Annotated in this window: 16 protein-coding genes; 12 read left to right on the top strand and 4 right to left on the bottom strand. The window is 67.1% G+C overall.

From position 1 onward, the window contains the following. Window positions 1–105 precede the first annotated feature (105 nt). Genes OX459_RS26330 through OX459_RS26320 form a run of 3 tightly spaced genes read right to left on the bottom strand, consistent with a single transcriptional unit; the run spans window position 106 to window position 2289 of the window. Window positions 106–876 (bottom strand): molybdopterin-dependent oxidoreductase, encoded by a 771-nt coding sequence (locus OX459_RS26330; RefSeq protein WP_289907203.1) that lies wholly within the window; start codon window positions 874–876, stop codon window positions 106–108. A 10-nt stretch (window positions 877–886) separates the two neighbouring features. After that, complete coding sequence (locus OX459_RS26325) at window positions 887–1483, bottom strand: cytochrome b/b6 domain-containing protein (protein ID WP_289907202.1); 597 nt, start codon at window positions 1481–1483, stop codon at window positions 887–889. After that, on the bottom strand, window positions 1483–2289 hold the full coding sequence (locus tag OX459_RS26320) for a DUF1223 domain-containing protein (protein ID WP_289907201.1): 807 nt from the start codon (window positions 2287–2289) through the stop codon (window positions 1483–1485). Before OX459_RS26320 ends, OX459_RS26325 begins: the two co-directional genes overlap by 1 nt. 130 nt (window positions 2290–2419) lie before the next feature. Between OX459_RS26320 and OX459_RS26315 the strand changes: the two genes are divergently transcribed. From OX459_RS26315 to OX459_RS26260, 12 genes are all read left to right on the top strand, one after another. Continuing rightward, window positions 2420–3004 (top strand): sigma-70 family RNA polymerase sigma factor, encoded by a 585-nt coding sequence (locus tag OX459_RS26315; RefSeq protein WP_289907200.1) that lies wholly within the window; start codon window positions 2420–2422, stop codon window positions 3002–3004. Beyond that, window positions 3001–3648 (top strand): DUF1109 domain-containing protein, encoded by a 648-nt coding sequence (locus OX459_RS26310; protein ID WP_289907199.1) that lies wholly within the window; start codon window positions 3001–3003, stop codon window positions 3646–3648. The genes OX459_RS26315 and OX459_RS26310 overlap by 4 nt, the downstream gene beginning before the upstream one ends. A 118-nt stretch (window positions 3649–3766) precedes the next feature. Next, window positions 3767–5278, top strand: coding sequence for a DUF4331 domain-containing protein (locus tag OX459_RS26305; RefSeq protein ID WP_289907198.1), 1512 nt, complete (start codon window positions 3767–3769; stop codon window positions 5276–5278). 18 nt (window positions 5279–5296) lie between these two features. Continuing rightward, the gene (locus OX459_RS26300; RefSeq protein ID WP_289907197.1) at window positions 5297–5545 is read left to right on the top strand and encodes a hypothetical protein; all 249 of its coding nucleotides are present in this window, start codon (window positions 5297–5299) and stop codon (window positions 5543–5545) included. Between the two features lie 86 nt (window positions 5546–5631). Next, complete coding sequence (locus OX459_RS26295) at window positions 5632–6843, top strand: hypothetical protein (protein WP_289907196.1); 1212 nt, start codon at window positions 5632–5634, stop codon at window positions 6841–6843. Window positions 6844–6851: 8 nt separating this feature from the next. Beyond that, window positions 6852–7967, top strand: coding sequence for a HupE/UreJ family protein (locus tag OX459_RS26290; protein ID WP_289907195.1), 1116 nt, complete (start codon window positions 6852–6854; stop codon window positions 7965–7967). Window positions 7968–8096: 129 nt separating this feature from the next. Then, window positions 8097–8606, top strand: coding sequence for a sigma-70 family RNA polymerase sigma factor (locus OX459_RS26285; protein WP_289907194.1), 510 nt, complete (start codon window positions 8097–8099; stop codon window positions 8604–8606). Further along, window positions 8603–9589, top strand: coding sequence for a FecR domain-containing protein (locus OX459_RS26280; RefSeq protein WP_289907193.1), 987 nt, complete (start codon window positions 8603–8605; stop codon window positions 9587–9589). Before OX459_RS26285 ends, OX459_RS26280 begins: the two co-directional genes overlap by 4 nt. Before the next feature lie 103 nt (window positions 9590–9692). Then, window positions 9693–12170: a TonB-dependent siderophore receptor gene (locus tag OX459_RS26275; RefSeq protein ID WP_289907192.1), complete on the top strand. Its 2478-nt coding sequence runs from the start codon at window positions 9693–9695 to the stop codon at window positions 12168–12170. Beyond that, window positions 12170–13384: a PepSY-associated TM helix domain-containing protein gene (locus OX459_RS26270; protein WP_289907191.1), complete on the top strand. Its 1215-nt coding sequence runs from the start codon at window positions 12170–12172 to the stop codon at window positions 13382–13384. Before OX459_RS26275 ends, OX459_RS26270 begins: the two co-directional genes overlap by 1 nt. Before the next feature lie 92 nt (window positions 13385–13476). Beyond that, the gene (locus tag OX459_RS26265) at window positions 13477–14328 is read left to right on the top strand and encodes an aldo/keto reductase (protein ID WP_289907190.1); all 852 of its coding nucleotides are present in this window, start codon (window positions 13477–13479) and stop codon (window positions 14326–14328) included. A gap of 14 nt (window positions 14329–14342) precedes the next feature. Continuing rightward, entirely contained in the window at window positions 14343–15485 is a 1143-nt protein-coding gene (locus OX459_RS26260) for an aldo/keto reductase (RefSeq protein ID WP_289907189.1), read from the top strand. Here the strand turns inward: OX459_RS26260 and OX459_RS26255 are convergent. Continuing rightward, the gene (locus tag OX459_RS26255; RefSeq protein WP_289907188.1) at window positions 15472–16017 is read right to left on the bottom strand and encodes an RNA 2'-phosphotransferase; all 546 of its coding nucleotides are present in this window, start codon (window positions 16015–16017) and stop codon (window positions 15472–15474) included. The two genes, OX459_RS26260 and OX459_RS26255, sit on opposite strands and share 14 nt — an antisense overlap. Window positions 16018–16033 lie beyond the last annotated feature (16 nt).

Genomic DNA, 16033 nt, shown 5'->3' with positions numbered 1-16033 from the left:
ACGGGTGCTGCTTGCTGATAAATAATAGGAAGGCCGGGAGGTGGTCAGGGCCAGGCGCATTGCCGCAGGCAGTACGATTACGCACTGGCCGCCTCTCCGGCCATCCTAGGAACCGCCGAACCAGTTGTAGCCCTGATTCTCCCAATACCCTCCCGGGTAGGTGTTCGTGACGAAAATGGCCTGGATGTGCTTGGGATTCTTGTAGCCCAGCTTGGTCGGCATGCGCAATTTCATCGGGTAGCCGTACTTGGGCGGCAATTCCTGGCCGTCGTAGCTCAGGGCCATGATGGTTTGCGGATGCAGGGCCGTGGCCATGTCGATGCTGGTGAAATAATCGTCGGCGCACTTGAAGCCGATGTATTTGGCCGTCGTGTCGGCGCCGACCCGCTTCAGGAAGTGGGAAAACGGCACGCCGCCCCACTTGCCGATGGCGCTCCAGCCTTCCACGCAGATGTGGCGCGTGATCTGGGTTTCCTGCGGCAAGGCGCGCAATTGCGGCAGGGTCCACGGCTTCCTGTCGGCGATCAAGCCGCTCAGTTCCAGGCGCCAGGCGTCGCCATCGACTTCTTCCACCTCGTCTTCGCCGTAATACGCGTTGAAGGGAAACGGCCGCGTGATCATGGAGTCCGGGTAGGTCGGCGCCAGTTTGGTCGGGTCGAACAGCCAGCCCTGTACCCTGTCGTTGAAGCGCGACACGGCCGCCAGCGCCGTCTCGATGCCGGACGGGTCGCTGACGTTGCAGCCGGTCAACAAGGACAGGCCGCCCAGAGTCAGGCTGCGCTGCAAAAACAAACGACGCGACGGTTGCTTGATCTGGCGCAAGGCGTCGTCCAGCATGGCCTGGCCCTGCCTTGGCACGAGGATGGTTTTTTTCATGATCGTCTCCTTAGCGGCCGCGCAGCATGGCGACCAGGGTGCGCGGCACCAGCGCCACCATCAGCAAATGCACGCCGACAAAGCCCGTCAGCAGCGCCATGGCGATGAAGTGGACCCTGCGCGCGCTCTCGTAGCCGCCGATGAGTTCGCGCAGCAGGGGGAATTGCACGGACTTCCACAGCACCAGGCCGGACAGCACCAGCACGATGCAGTCGAGCATGACGAACAGGTAGGCGGCGCGCTGTACCATGTTGTAGCGGCGCGGGTCCGCATGGGCCAGCTTGCCCTTCAGGGCAGCCATGAAATCGGCCAGCAACAGGCGCGGCGTCAGGGGAAAGAACTGGCGCCGCAGCCGTCCCGAGGCGATATTGATGATCAGATACAGCAAGCCATTGGCCACCAGCAGCCACATGGCGGCGAAATGCCATTGCAGGGCGCCGCCCAGCCAGCCTCCCAGGGTCAGCGCGCGCGGCAGCTCGAAGGGGAAAAATGGCGCCGCGTTATAGATGCGCCAGCCGCTGGTGGCCAGCACCACGACGGCCACGGCATTGAGCCAGTGCGTCAGGCGCAGCCAGACGGGGTGGATCACGTTCGCTTGTCCGTTCATCACATCACTCCCTTCGCGCAGGATGCCGTGCTGACGGCTTGCAGGATGGCGCTGCTGTCGGCCCGCTGCACGAAGGCGACCACTTGCAGCTGCTCCGGGCGCCAGCTGGCGGGCAGGTTGACTTCGCGGCGCAGCCGGGCGTGGCCTTGCGCCAGCGCAACGGGTCCCAGCCACAGGCGCACGGCCGCATCGTGATGCAGGGTGGCGCCGCGGTTTTCGCCGCGCAGCACTTTCGAGACGATGGCGCTTTCGCTGATGGCCACATACAGCTGGCCGCCCGTCTGCCCATCCGGCGCGCTGGCATTGGCTTCAAGCAATAATTTTCCACCCGGCCCAGGCGTGGCGGACAGGCTGATATTGACGGGCGCGGCGGTCGCGTTGATGCGGCGGATGGCGGCCGGCAGTTGCGTATCCCAGCCGCGCAATTCCGTGCCGCCCACAAAGAATTGGGGCGTGTAGGCCACGTGGCGGGGCTGGTGGCGCAGCAACTCGGCCTGGCGCGCATCGAATTGCGCCTGCGCCAGCGGGTCCGTCCAGCCGATCTGGTCCCAGTACGTGACGTGCAGGGCCAGCGGCACGACCAGGCTGGCCGCCCCCGCTTCCTTGCGCAAGGTGCTCAGGCGCTGGTCGGCGGGCGGGCAGCTGGAGCAGCCTTCGCTGCTGTACAGCTCCACCAGCGCCGCCGTCTGCGGCCCGCTTTGCACGGCGCAGCGCTGGCCGGCCGCCAGCTGCGCGTACGCGGGTGCCGTCGCGGCCCACAGGCAGAGCGGAACGAGGCTGGCGGCAAGGCGGTGCTTGATATGCATGATGACTACCCGTTATAGTGAATGAAGAAGCGTGCTTGCCTGTCAATTCGCCGCAATGGCCGGATTGGTTACAGCCGCCGGCAAAATTAGTGATATTTATTTTTTTCAACGCCTGTCACCAAAGGCCTGCATGCAACGAATACCTGTAAGCGAGCACCTGCATGGCACGGAATTGCGGCTGCATGGCTTGATGCTGCGCGGGCTCGACGGCGATGCGGCGGCGTATCGCAGTTTCTTGCAGGCCAGCAGCAGCCATTTGCGCGCATTCCTGCGGCGCCGCCTGCAGCGCTGGCCGGACGAGGTGGAAGACCTGGTGCAGGAGTGCCTGCTGGCCATCCACAACCAGCGGCTGACGTATGACACGGGCGTGCCGCTGACGTCGTGGATCCATGCGATCGCCCGCTATAAATTGATCGACTGGCTGCGCCGGCATGGACGGCGCGAAGCGCAGCACTTGCCGTACGACGAAGAAGATAGCGCGCAGGAACTGTTTTCCAGCGCCGATGCCGAGGCGGCCGAAGCCAGCCACGACCTGGGCAAATTGCTGGCCAGCTTGCCGGCGCAGCAGCGCGACGCCATCGTGCATACCAAGCTCGACGGCTGGTCCGTGCGCGACACGGCGGCGGCCATGCAGATTTCGGAAGCCAGCGTCAAAGTGGCCGTGCATCGCGGCTTGAAGGCACTGGCAGCCAACTTGAGGATAAGGACACGATGAAAACCGATGACTTGATCGCCATGCTGGCCAGCGGCCCCGACGTGGCCGCCGCGCCGCCCCCGGGCGCCCGCTGGCGCGCCGCAGGCACTTTGAGCGCCGGCGTACTGGGCAGCGTGGCGCTGATGGCCATGTTGCTGGGCGTGCGGCCCAACCTGGAACAGCTGGCCCGGCTGCCCGATTTCTGGATCAAGGTGGGTTTCGTCGCCTGCCTCTGCCTGGCGGCCTGGCATGTCGGCCGCCGCCTGTGCATGCCCGGTGCGCCGACGCGCGCGCTGCCCCTGCTGCTCGCCCTGCCCCTGCTGCTGATGTGGGCGCTGGGCGCCATCATCCTGCAGGCAGCCCCTCCCGGGCAACGCGCCGAGCTGTTCTGGGGCGCCACCTGGCGCAGTTGCCCATTGCTGATCGCCACCCTTTCCCTGCCCATTCTGGCCGCCGTGCTGCGCCTGATGCGCCAGCTGGCCCCCACGCGCCTGCGCTTGGCGGGCGCGGCCGCCGGCTTCGCGGCCGGCGCCATGGCGGCGCTCGTCTACTGCCTGCATTGCCCCGAGCTGGCGGCCAGCTTCGTCGGTTTCTGGTACGTGCTGGGCATGCTGGTGCCGACCGCCATCGGCGCGGCCCTTGGCCCCAAGGTGCTGGCCTGGTGAGCCAATGACCTCCTTTTCAAGGCAGTGAATCCGTTTTCGTTCCCCGTGCGTATAAGTCAGGCAGCCTGCAGTTTCTTGGACTTGTCTGTCAACGCTAACAAAAATCGGGAGAATCGAAATGTCCTTGTCACACTCGAAAACCGCGCTGGGCGCCGCCCTCATGGGCAACCTGCTCGCCGTATCCTTCACGTTGGCCATCGCGCCAGCGGCCCACGCTTCCAGCCACCGCGAAGCGCCATTCATCACGCAAAACCCCAAGGTCGACGCCACCGACTTCTATATGTTCCGCAGCTATGAAGCGGGCCGCGGCGCCTACACCACCCTGGTGGCCGACTACATTCCCCTGCAGGACGCCTACGGCGGCCCGAATTACTTCGCCATGGACCCCAACGCCCTGTACGAAATCCATATCGACAACAATGGCGACGGCAAGGAAGACCTCACCTTCCAGTTCCGCTTCACCAACACCATCAAGGATGGCCAGTTCACCGTGGGCGGCAAGAAAGTCTCGATTCCGCTCGTCATCAACGGCGGCGCCATCGATAGCGTCAACCCGGCCGGCCTGAACGTGCGCGAAACGTACAGCGTCACCGTGGTGCGGGGCGACCGCCGCACGGGTACCAGGAGCGCCGTCACCAACGCCAGCGGCGGCGGCACGACCTTCGACAAGCCCGTCGACAACATCGGCAACAAGGCCATCCCCAACTATGCCGCGTATGCTGCGCAACATGTGTATGCCGTCAATATTCCCGGCTGCGCCACGCCGGCGCGCATGTTCGTCGGCCAGCGCAAGGACCCGTTCGTCGTGAACCTGGGCGAAACGTTCGACTTGATCAATATCAAGGCGCCCGCTACGGAATTCGCCGCGAATGCGGAGTCGGCCGCCAAGGATGACCTGGCGCGGAAAAATGTCACGGCCATCGAGATGGAAGTGCCGACCGCCTGCCTGACGGCTGGCAGCGACCCCGTCATCGGCGGCTGGACCACGGCCAGCCTGCGCCAGGGACGCTTGCTGAACCCGGCGCCGGGCACGGCCACCACGGCTTCGAAGGAAGGCGGCGCATGGGTGCAAGTGTCGCGCCTGGGCATGCCGCTGGTGAATGAACTGGTCATCGGCCTGAAGGACAAGGACCGCTTCAACGCCAGCAAACCGTCGGGCGACGCGCAATTTGCCGACTACGTCACCAACCCGACGGCGCCGGCGCTGGTGGAAGTGCTGTTCGGCTCGGCTGGCGCCAAGGCGCCCACCAACTTCCCCCGCAACGACCTGGTGGCCACCTTTTTGACGGGCATCAAGGGCGTGAACCAGCCAGCGACGGTCGTCGCCTCTGAAATGTTGCGCCTGAACACCTCGATCGCCCCCACCGCCGTCGGCGCGCAAAAGCGCCTGGGTGTGATCGATGGCGATAACGCGGGCTTCCCGAACGGCCGCCGCCCCGGCGACGACGTGGTCGACGTGGTGCTGCGCGTGGCCATGGGCAAGCTGTGCACCCTGAACATCGGCTGCGCCCCGGCCGACGCCCCGGCCGGCGCCCTGCACTTCACGGACGGCGCTTTCCTCGATGAAACCTACTTCACGGCGGGTTTTCCCTACCTGAAAAACCCCATCGCCGGTTCGCCGCAACTGTAAGCCTACGAGGAGAATACGATGAAAAAGCTCCATGCATGCGGCGCCCTGGCGCTCACCTCCCTGCTGGCCGGCTGCGGTGGCGGCGGCAGCAGCCACGGCGGCGATAACGGCGACGGCGGCGTCACCCCTCCGCCCGTGGTCTTGCTCGACGCCTTCTATGTGGCCGTCAGCAACGTCATCCTGACCACCAGCGATGACAAGGACGGCGTCGCCATCGACGCCATCATGGCGACCTCTCCGGAAAATACGGAGCCGGTACCGTTGTAACGCGCGGTCACCGAGTGCGGGCGCCGGAGACAGCGTTCTCCGGCGCCCGCCCTTGCCGCCCTACTCCACCGTCGATGGCGTCCACGATGAAAACACCGATTTCCCTGCTGTGCGCCTGCCTGCCCGTGCTGGCGCTGGCCGCGCCCTACACGCCGAAAGACGGCAGCGCCGTCATCGAGCAATTGCCGCGCCGCGCCGACGCCACGCAGCTGGCCTTGCGCGGCCTGCGCCAGCAACTGAATGACACGCCGCAAGACCTTGCCCTGGCCACCAGCCTGGCCCAGCGCTACATTGCCCTGGCGCGCAGCGAAACAGACCCGCGCTACCTGGGCTACGCGCAAGCGGCGCTGGCGCCTTGGTGGCGGCAAGCGGCGCCGCCCCTCCCCGTGCGCCTCCTGCGCGCCACCATCCTGCAAAGCACCCACCATTTCGCTCCCGCCCTGCAAGACCTCGACGCCGTCATCGCCCAGCAGCCGCAAAACGGCCAGGCCTGGCTGACGCGCGCCACCGTCCTCACCGTGCAGGGCGACTACGCCCAGGCGACAGCGGCCTGCGCCCGGCTGTCCGCCTTGACGACGCAGCTCGTCACCGTCACCTGCCTTGCCAGTATCGCCAGCGTCACGGGCCGCGCCGCCAGCAGCGAGCGCTTGCTGGACCTGACCCTGCAACGCAGCGCCGGCGCGGCGCCCGAGCTCGACAGCTGGGCCGCAACCCTGCTGGCGGAAATGGCCACGCGGCGCGGAGAGGCGGCGCTGGCCGAGGCGCGCTACACGACGGCGCTGGCGCGGCAGCCGCGCGACAGCTATCTGCTGGGCGCCTACGCGGATTTCCTGCTCGACCGGCAGCGCCCGCAGGAAGTCGTCAAATTGCTGAAAGAGCAGCAGCGCATCGACGCCCTGCTGCTGCGCTACGCGCTGGCGCTGCAGGCGCTGCCCGGCCAGCAGACGGCCTTCCTGGCGGCAAAAGCGGAACTGGCGGCCCGTTTCAATGCCGCCATGCAACGCGGCGACACCGTGCACCAGCGGGAACAGGCCCGTTTCGCCCTGTTTTTGCAACAGGATGCGCCGGCCGCCCTGCAACTGGCGCAGAAAAACTGGGCCATCCAGAAGGAAGTGCCCGACATGCGCATCTTGCTGGAAGCATCCGTGGCCGCGCGCAACTACGCGGCGGCGCAACCGGTGCTGGCCTGGATCACGGCGCATGGCGTGGAAGACGTGGCCCTGCAGCGGCTCGTCAGGCAGCTGGGGCCGCAGGATGGGCAAAAACTTAGTGCCGCAAAGAAAGCAGGTGCGCTGTGAACGCCCGCATGCTCGCGTTGCTGCTCACCCTGTGCGCCTGGCTGGCCCCCGCGCAGGCGCACAAGCCCAGCGACAGCTACCTGAGCCTGGCCGTGCACGGCCAGCAGATCGACGGGCAATGGGATATCGCCCTGCGCGACCTCGATTTCGCCATCGGCCTCGATGGCAATGGCGACGGTGCGCTGACCTGGGATGAAATCCGCGCGCGCCACGCGGCCATCGCCGCCTACGCGCTGCAGCGCCTGCAGCTGGCCAGCGACCGGGGCGTGTGCCCCTTGAAGGCCGTCGAGCAGCTGATCGACCAGCATACGGACGGCGCCTACAGCGTGCTGCGCTTTGCGGCCACCTGCCCCGGCAACGCCGCGCCCGCCACCTTAAGCGTTGGCTACACCCTGTTCGCCGACCTCGACCCGCAGCACAAGGGCTTGCTCAAGATCGACAGCGGCGGCGCCACGCAAACGGCCATCTTCGACCCGGACAGCCCGCGCCAGACGCTGTCCCTGGCTGCACCCGACCGCTTGGCGCAGTTCGGCGCCTACGTCAAACACGGCATCTGGCATATCTGGATCGGCTACGACCATATCCTGTTCCTGCTGTCGCTGCTGCTGCCGGCCGTGCTGCTGCCGGGTTTGCGCGAACAGCGGCAAGGCTTGAAAACGGCTTTTTATGACGTGCTGAAGGTCGTCACGGCGTTCACGCTGGCCCATTCCATCACATTGACCCTGGCCAGCCTGTCGCTCGTTTCGCTGCCGTCGCGCTGGGTGGAATCGGCGATTGCCGCGTCCGTGATCCTGGCCGCGCTGAACAACCTGCTGCCCCTGTTCCGCGGCAAGCGCCCCGTGGCCGCCTTCATATTCGGGCTGATCCACGGTTTCGGCTTCGCCAGCGTGCTGCGCGACCTGGGCTTGCCGCAGGGTTCCCTGCTGGCCAGCCTGTTCGGCTTCAACGTGGGCGTGGAAATCGGCCAGCTGGCCATCGTCGCCGCCTTCCTGCCGCTCGCCTGGCTGCTGCGCAAGACGTGGCTGTACCGGCAAGTGCTGACCGTCGGCTCGCTGGCCATCGCCCTGGTCGCTTGCGTGTGGCTGGTGGAGCGGGTAGCCGATATCAAGCTGATTTCAACGTGATGGCCGCCCGATAGCGTTGCTGGACAGCCACTGCCGGGCCACAAGTCCCGGCAATCGGGCTACAATACGAACAATTCTCAATCGCATCAAGGCCTGTCTGTCCTGTGGACCGTGGCATGGAAAGGTTGCATGCTACGCCCCGAACTGGAACTGCATCGGCAAATCGAAGTCCTCTACAGCGACCACCATGGCTGGCTGCAGGGCTGGCTGCGCCGCAAGCTGGGCAACGCCTTCGACGCGGCCGACCTGGCGCACGACACGTATCTGCGCATCCTCGCGCGGGGCCGCGCGCCCGCTCCCGTCGAATCGCGCCAGCACCTGGCGCAGATCGCCAACGGCCTGGTGGTCGACCTGTTCCGCCGCCGGCATATCGAGTCAGCCTACGCGGACGCCATCGCCGCGCAGCCGGAAGCGCTCGTGCCGACGCCGGAAATGCGCGCGCTGATCGTCGAAGCGCTGATGGAAATCGACGCCATCCTGGCCAGCTTGCCGAACAAGGTGCGCGACGCCTTTTTGCTGTGCAAGCTCGAAGGCATGGCCTACGCCGACATCGCCGCGCGCCTCGACGTGTCCGTCTCCTCCGTGGAAAAATACATCGCCCGCGCGCTGCTGGCCTGCTGCATGGCGCAAGGCGCATGAACCACCATCTGGACAGTGCTCCCATCGCCCCCGCCGTGCTGCAGCGCGCCGCCGAGTGGATGGCGCGGCTGTGGGCGGAAGACGCCAGCGCGGCCGATGCCGACGCCTGCGCCGCCTGGCGCGCCGCCCATCCCGAGCACGAACGGGCCTGGGCCCGGCTGCAACGCTTCGCCCGGCAATTCGAGGCCCTGCCCCGCGAAGTGGCGCGCGGCGCGCTGGCGCCGGCCCAGCGCCATGCCGCCGGCCGCCGGCGCGCCTTGCAGCTGCTGGGATTGATCGCGGCGGGCGGCGGCACGGCCCTGCTGGCGCACGAATCGGGCCTGTGGCAGCGCGCCGCCAGCGATTACCGCACGGCTGTGGGCGAGACGCGCGCCATCGTGCTGGCCGACGGCACGCAAGTGGTGCTGGACACGGCCAGCGCCATCGATATGGCATACAGCGCCGGCGAACGGCGCATCGTGCTGCGCGCGGGCGCCATCCTCGTCACCAGCGCGCACGAAACGGCGCCTGTCTACCGTCCGCTGCTGGTGGCGACGCCGCAAGGCACGGCCACGGCGCTGGGCACGCGCTTTGGCGTGCGCCTCGATGCCGACGCCAGCAAGGTGGCCGTGTTCCAGGGCGCCGTCGCCCTGCAGCCGCGGCAGGACGGCGCCGCGCCCGTGCACCTGCAGGCGGGCCAGCAGGCCGGCTATACGCGCCGCGCAGTGCAAGACATCGGCAAGGTGGAAGACAGCGCCGCCGCCTGGGCCGATGGCCGCCTGGTGGCCGAACGCATGCCGCTGGGCGAACTGCTGGCCGAGCTGGGACGCTACCGTCACGGCGTGCTGCGCTGCGACGCCTCCATCGCCGGCCTGCGCGTGACGGGCGTGTATTCGCTGCGCGACACGGACCGCTCGCTGGCCAACCTGGCCCTGAGCCTGCCCGTGCAGCTGCGCTACCGCACGCGCTACTGGGTCAGCGTGGGGCCGCGCCAGGCGTCCTGAAAAATATAGGCAAAATAAATGAAAAAACGTTGAGGGTTTTGGCTTTTCGTTCGGAATACGGGAAGAACCGATTTTTTCCTTCCACTTTCCAAGGATCTGCACCATGCCCCCTCGCCCGACCGCCCCCAAGCTGCGTCCATTCCCCCTCGCCGTCGCCATCCAGGCCCTGTTCCTGGCTGGCGCCGCCATGGGCGCCCTGGCCGTCACGGCCCCTGCCGCCCACGCGCAAACGCTTGAGAATGCGCAAGCCAAGCGCCCCTACGCGATCCCCGCCGGGCCGCTGGAGCGGGCCTTGACCGCGTTCGCCAGCGCGGCCGGTGTGGAACTGTCGGCCGACGCGGCCCTCTTGCAGGGCAAGCGCAGCGGCGGCCTGGCGGGCAGCTATACCGTGCGCCAGGGCTTCGACGAACTGCTGCGCGGCCAGGGCGTGCGCGTCGTGGCGGGCGCCAACGGCGCCTATGCGCTGCGGGCGGACGCCTCGGCAACACCATTGCCGGCGCCTGCCAGCGCACAGGCAGCGCAGGCCAGCGCCACCCTGCCCGCCATCACCATCAATGCCACGGCCGAACGCGAAACGGCGACGGGCCCCGTGCGCGGCTACGTGGCGCGGCGCGCCGCCTCGGCCACCAAGACGGATACGGCCCTGAATGAAAACCCGCAATCCGTGTCCGTCGTCACGGCCGATGAAATCAGCGACCGCAACGCCGAATCGCTCGACGAGACCCTGCGCTACACGGCGAGCGTGACGCCGAACCAGCGCCCGCTGGGCAGCGACGATTCCTCGCTGCTGCGCGGCTTCACCATCGAAACGAACGGCATCCTGCAAGATGGCTTGCGCAATTCGGGCCGCACGTTTGGCGCCTCCATCGAGCCGTATGGCCTGGAACGCCTGGAAGTGCTGCGCGGCCCCGCGTCCGTGCTGTACGGGCAGATTCCGCCGGGCGGCATGGTCAACGCCGTCAGCAAGCGTCCCAGCGCGGACGCCGTGCGCGAAGTGGGGATCGAGTACGGCAGCTACCAGCGCCGCCAGCTGAAAGCCGACGTGGGCGGCACGCTCGACGCGCCAGGCGCCTGGACTTATCGGGTCGTCATGCTGGGCCGCGAAGCGGACACGCGGCTGGATCGCGACCGCGACAACCGCCTGTACTTCGCGCCGTCGCTCACTTGGCAGGCAGGACCGGCCACGCGTTTGACCCTGCTGGCCCGCTACGAGCAGGACAACCAGCAATACGCGTTTCCCAACCAGCTGCTGGCGCCAGGCTCGCGCGGCCAGGTCGCCCCCGGTGTCAACCTGATGGGCGACGACAACCGCTTCAAGCGCCGCAATACCATGCTCGGCTACGAGTTCGAGCATGCGTTCAACGATACGTGGTCGCTGCGCCAGAACCTGCGCTACACGCACCTGAAGAACGACCGCACGGACATGTTCCCCCTGGGCTTGAATGACGATGGCACGGTGAAGCGCTATTTCATGCCCGTCGATACGGCGTCGAAAAGCCTGTTCGCCGATACCCAGCTGCAGGCGCGCTTCGCCACGGGCAGCCTGGCGCACCAGGTGCTGCTGGGCGTCGATTACGCGAACATCCGCAACACGGACGAATACCGCCACCAGCAGGGCTTTATCGAGCCGATCGACCTGTACCAGCCCGTGTATGGCAAGCAGCCCCTGGTCCCGGCCAAGTCGCCGACCCGCGCGGACGCCCCGTCGCGCCAACTGGGCCTGTATGCGCAGGATCAAATCAAATGGGACCACTGGGTCGTGACGGCGGGCCTGCGCCGCGACAAGGCGACGCAATCGCGCGACGTCACCGACCTCCATGCCGGCAGCGTGAAAGCGGACTACCACCAGTCGCCGTCGGCCACCACGGGCCGCGTGGGCGCCGTCTACCTGTTCGATGGCGGCTGGGCGCCGTATGTCAGCTACGCCACCTCGTTCTCGCCCGAACTGGGCGTCACGGCCAACGGCGACGCCCTGAAGCCGTCGCGCGGCAAGCAATTCGAGGCTGGCGTGCGCTATGAACCCGTGGGCCAGCGCGCCAGCTACACGGCCGCCGTCTTCGACCTGGTGCGTGACAACGTCACCACCTCCGACATCGGCAACCCGGGCAGCCTGCTGCAAACGGGGCAAGTGGGCTCGCGCGGCCTGGAACTGGAAGCGCGCACGGAGTTCGCCAGCCGTCTGAGCCTGATCGCGCAATACACCTACCTCGATACGGAGGTCAGGAAAAGCAATAACGGCGACCTTGGCTTGCAGCAGTCGGGCGCGCCGCGCCACAGCGCCTCGGCCTGGGCGCGCCAGGCGTTCAACCTGGGCACGGCCTTGCCCGCGTATGCGGCGCTGGGCATGCGCTTCCTGGGCGCCATGCGCTCCAATTCGGACGGCGACAACCTGAACATCCGCAATGGCGGCCTGACGCAGTGGGATGCGGCGCTGGGCGTGTCGCGCGGGCCGTGGCAGTTTTCCCTCAACGTCAACAATGTGCTCGACAAGCAGACCCTGTATGACTGCGGCTACCTGCCGGGCCTGTGCTACCGCAATGCCGAACGCACGGCCAACGTCAGCGCGATGTACAGGTTCTGATGCCATCGCTGCACATGCGCCCCGCACTGGCGGCGCTGCACCGCTACGCCGGCCTGCTGATGGCCGGCTTCCTCATCGTGGCCGGCGCCACGGGCAGCGCGCTCGCATGGAAGGATGAGCTGGAAGCGGCCATGCTGCCCGCCGTCTTCCGCGCAGCGCCGCCAACGCCGGGCGCGGCGCCGCTCGACGCCCTGCTGCTGCGCGAGTCCATCGCCGCGCGCTTTCCCCAGGCGAGCGTCACGTACGCGCCGCTGTCCGCGCCGCCCGGCCACAGCATGGTGTTTTACCTGCGCCCGCCCGGCGACGCGCCGCTGGCCAGCGACGAAGTGTTTGTCGATCCTTATACGGGCGCCGTGCTGGGCCAGCGTCGCTGGGGCGCGATAAGCCAGGGCGCCATCAACCTGCTGCCCTTCATCGAGCGCCTGCATTACGCGCTGGCGCTGGGCGACACGGGCTTGTTCATCTTCGGCCTGGTCGCCATCGTGTGGACGGTCGATTGCTTCATCGGCGCCGCCCTGACCTTCCCCGCGCGCCTGAAAAAACGCTCGCCGGGCAGCAAGCCGTGGCTGCGGCGCTGGCGCCCGTCCTGGCTGCTGCGCCGCCATGGTGGCAGCTATAAACTGGTATTCGACCTGCACCGCGCGGGCGGCCTGTGGCTGTGGGCCATGCTGCTGGTGTTTGCCTGGAGCGGCGTCGCCTTCAACCTGTACGGCGTGTATGCGGCCGTGATGCAGCCGCTGTTCCCGCACCAGGGGGCCGAGGAAGCGGTGGCGCGGCACACGCCTTCGCCGGGCCCGCAGCTGGACTGGCCCGCTGCGCGCGCGCAGGGGCGTCTGTTGATGCACGCGCTGGCACAACGGCACGCGTTCGCCATCGTCGAGGAAAACGCGCTGTCCTACGAACGCGCGCTGGGCGTGTACAGCTACAACGTGCGCAGCAGCCGCGACGTGCGCGCCCACAAGGGATTGACCACCGTCTTCTTCGACGCGGCCAGCGGTCGGCAACTGGCCGCGTGGCTGCCCACGGGCGCGGCCAGCGGCGACACCATCCGCAGCTGGATCAGCGCCCTGCACATGGCCTCGATGTGGGGCTGGCCCTTTAAGATGTTCATCTGCGCCATGGGCTTGCTGGTGGCAGGCTTGAGCGTATCGGGCGTGCTGATCTGGCGCCGCAAGCGCCAGGGGCAAGCCAAAGCCAAAGCCTTCATTCATTAGCGCAGCTAATAAGAGCATGCCGATTCCAACGGCTTATCAATAGGTGGCAGACGCCGTAGAGTAGCTCCTGTTAATGACTGAAGGAGCTTGCGATGAACCGCGTCACCCTGAATAACGGCATCACCATGCCCGTCGCCGGCTACGGCGTCTTCCAGATTCCCGACCCCGCCGAATGCGAGCGCAGCGTCATCGACGCCATCGCCGCCGGCTACCGCCTGATCGACACGGCCGCTTCCTACCTGAACGAAGCGGCCGTCGGCCAGGGCATCGCCCGCAGCGGCGTCGCGCGCGAGGAACTGTTCGTCACCAGCAAGCTGTGGGTGCAGGACACGGGCTACGAGCGCACGGCACAGGCCATCGAGCAGTCGCTGCAGCGTTTGCAGCTCGATTACCTGGACTTGTTCCTGATCCACCAGCCGTTCGGCGACGTGCACGGTTCCTGGCGCGCCATGCAGGATGCATATCGCAGCGGCAAACTGCGGGCCATCGGCGTGAGCAATTTCCATGCGGACCGTTTGATGGACCTCATCGCCTTCAACGATATCGCGCCCGCCGTCAACCAGATCGAGATCAACCCCTTCCACCAGCAGGCGGACAGCGTGGCCTTCATGCTCGAGCACGGCGTGCAGCCGCAAGCGTGGGCGCCGTTCGCCGAGGGCCGCAACAACCTGTTCCACAATGAATCGCTGCTGGGCATCGCTGGCAAGCACGGCAAGTCCGTCGGCCAGGTGGTGCTGCGCTGGCTGACGCACCGCGGCATCGCCGTGCTGGCCAAGACCGTGCGCCGCGCGCGCATGGCGGAAAACCTGGAAATTGACGATTTCGACCTGGACGAAGCGGACATGGCCGCCATCGCCACCCTGGAAACGGGCAGCAGCAGCTTCTTTTCGCACCGCGACCCGGCCATCGTCCAGTGGATGGCCGAACGCACGCTCGATATCTGAAAGGAACGACAGCCATGCCGATGAAACAAGCAAACACGACGGGCCGCCGCGGCTTCCTGCTGGCGGCGGGCGGCCTGGCCGCCGCGCCGCTGATCGGCCAGGCGCAGGGCCGGACGGTGCAAGCAACGGTGGCGAACCGCCGCAAGCTGGGCCAGCTGGAAGTATCGAGCCTGGGCCTGGGCGTGCAAAACATGAGCCGCACCTACCAGACGACGATCCCCAGCCGCCCGGAGATGCACAGGATCATCCGCACGGCGTTCGAGCGGGGCGTCACCTTGTTTGACGCGGCCGAGGCGTATGGCCCGCACGAGGTGGAGAGGATACTGGGCGTAGGCGTGGCGCCGTTTCGCAACGACATCGTCATCGCTTCCAAATTCGGCTGGGACATCGACTTGCAGACGGGCGAGCGCCGCCCGGGCCGCAACAGCCGCCCGCCGCACATCAAGCTGGCCGTGGAAGGCATGCTCAAACGCCTGCGCACGGACCGCATCGACTTGCTGTACCAGCACCGGGTGGACCCGCAAGTGCCGATCGAGGACGTGGCCGGCGCCGTGCAAGACCTGATGCGGGAAGGAAAAGTGCTGCATTGGGGCTTGTCCGAGATGGGATTATCAACGCTGCGGCGCGCTCATGCCGCCCTGCCCGTTTCCGCCGTGCAAAGCGAATACTCGATGCTGTGGCGCGGGCCGGAAGATGGCGTGCTGGTCCTGTGCGAGGAACTGGGCATCGGCTTTGTGCCGTGGAGCCCGCTGGGCGTCGGCTTCCTGGTGGGCGCCATCGACGCGAAGACCCGCTTTGCCGACGGCGACATCCGCCAGCTCGAATCGCGTTTTTCACCGGAAAACCTGCCGCACAACTTGGCGCTGGTGGCCCTAGTGAATAGCTGGGCCACGCGCAAGCAGGTGACACCGGCGCAGATCGCCCTGGCCTGGCTGCTGGCGCAACGGCCATGGATCGTGCCCATTCCCGGCACCACGCAGATGGCGCATCTGCTCGACAATATCGGCGCGGCGGAGGTGCGGTTTACACCTGCGGAAGTGGCGGAATTGAACCAGGCCGTGGCCGCCATCCGGGTGCGAGGGGCCAGGCTGCCCGATGCCGTGCTGACCTACTCGGGCGTGGAAGCCGCAGTCCGGCCGACCCTCAGGGAAAAGTGATGAAGGCTACCGGCACGGCGTCCGCCAGCCACACGCCATTGGCCGACACGTAAAACACGTGGCCCTGCGCCTGCATGGCGGCTGCGTCCACCGTCAGCACGACGGGCTTGCCGTGGCGCGCGCCCACGGCGACGGCCGTTTCGCGGCTGGACGACAGGTGCACGTGGTTGCGCGATCCCGGCAGCAAACCGCCGGCACGAATCGCTTCGACAAAGCGGCTGGCCGTGCCGTGGTACAGCATGGCGGGCGGCGTGGCGGGCGGCAGAGCGATATCGACGGCGGCCAGGGAATGGCCCTGGTTGGCGCGGATGCGCAAGCCGTCGGCGCTGATGGCGTAGCGCGTCTTGCTGTCGCGCGCCACCACGTCATCCAATTGTTCACGGGAAAGGCGGCGGCCATGCTGGGCCGATTGCGCCAGCAACTGGCCGATGTCGGCCCAACCGTTGGTATCGAGCGCGAGGCCGATTTTTTCGGGGGCGTGGCGCAATATGAGGGAAAGAAATTTACTGGTATTTACTAAATGATCGGTCATGCCCCAGTCTACCGTT

The sequence above is a fragment of the Janthinobacterium sp. SUN026 genome (assembly GCF_030397625.1).
GTDB classification, from domain to species: Bacteria; Pseudomonadota; Gammaproteobacteria; order Burkholderiales; family Burkholderiaceae_D; genus Janthinobacterium; species Janthinobacterium kumbetense.
The sequence above is the reverse complement of the archived record's forward strand: the minus strand, read 5'-3'. Positions and strand labels throughout refer to the sequence as shown.